Genomic DNA, 835 nt, shown 5'->3' with positions numbered 1-835 from the left:
CGCGCCCAACTGGCAGGCGGCGAACGGCCCTTCGTACGGCGGTTACACCTCACCGATCCCCGTGGTGCGCACGCATCTCGGGCATGCGCTGGCCTCCGAGTGGACGAAGATCAAGTCGGTCCGTTCGACGATCTGGACGCTCGGGGTGTTCATCGTCCTCGTGCTCGGCATCGGACTGCTCGCCGCCGTCGTGGTCAGCAACTCCTCGTCCGAGATGAACGGCGAGAACCCGCTCTCCCTGGGCTTCTTCGGACTGCTGCTCGGCCTCATGTGCATCATCACGCTCGGCGTGCTGACCACGGCCTCCGAGTACGGCACCGGCATGATCCGCACGACGATGACGGCGTGCCCCAGCCGGGCCCGCGTGCTCGCGGCGAAGTCGATCGTGTTCTTCGCGGTCGCCTTCGTGGTGACGCTGGTGACCACGTCGTTCATCGCGTTCGTGGACGCCTCGCTGCTGAAGGACAACGGCGCGAAGGACCCGTCGGCCGGCGAGTGGCTGAAGGGGACGGTCGGGGTCTCCCTCTACGTCGCGCTGCTCGGGCTGCTCTCCCTGATCATCGGCTCGATCATCCGGCACTCCGCAGGCGCGATCACCATCATGATCGGCGCCGTGCTCGCCCCGCTGGTCGTCGCCCTGTTCATGTTCTCGCAGTCCCTGGAGAACGTACGGCAGGCGCTGTTCGAGTACTCGATCCCGAACCAGCTGAGCGTCTTCTACTCCAACTCCCTCACCGAGTCCGGCCCTTCGGGCTGGGATCCGCTGTGGATCATCGTGGGCGTGACGGCCGTCGCGTTCGCGGGCGCTGTCGCGTTGCTGGAGAAGCGGGACGTG

General features: G+C 66.7%; 1 protein-coding gene. It reads left to right on the top strand.

The window, feature by feature from the left end; all coding sequences use genetic code 11:
• On the top strand, positions 1–835 hold an 835-nt coding region (locus tag JHN45_RS52270), incomplete at both ends, for an ABC transporter permease subunit (RefSeq protein ID WP_201056551.1).

Source organism: Streptomyces sp. MBT53 (assembly GCF_016654115.1).
Taxonomy (GTDB): domain Bacteria; phylum Actinomycetota; class Actinomycetes; order Streptomycetales; family Streptomycetaceae; genus Streptomyces.
This window is presented reverse-complemented; position numbering and strand designations above follow the sequence as displayed.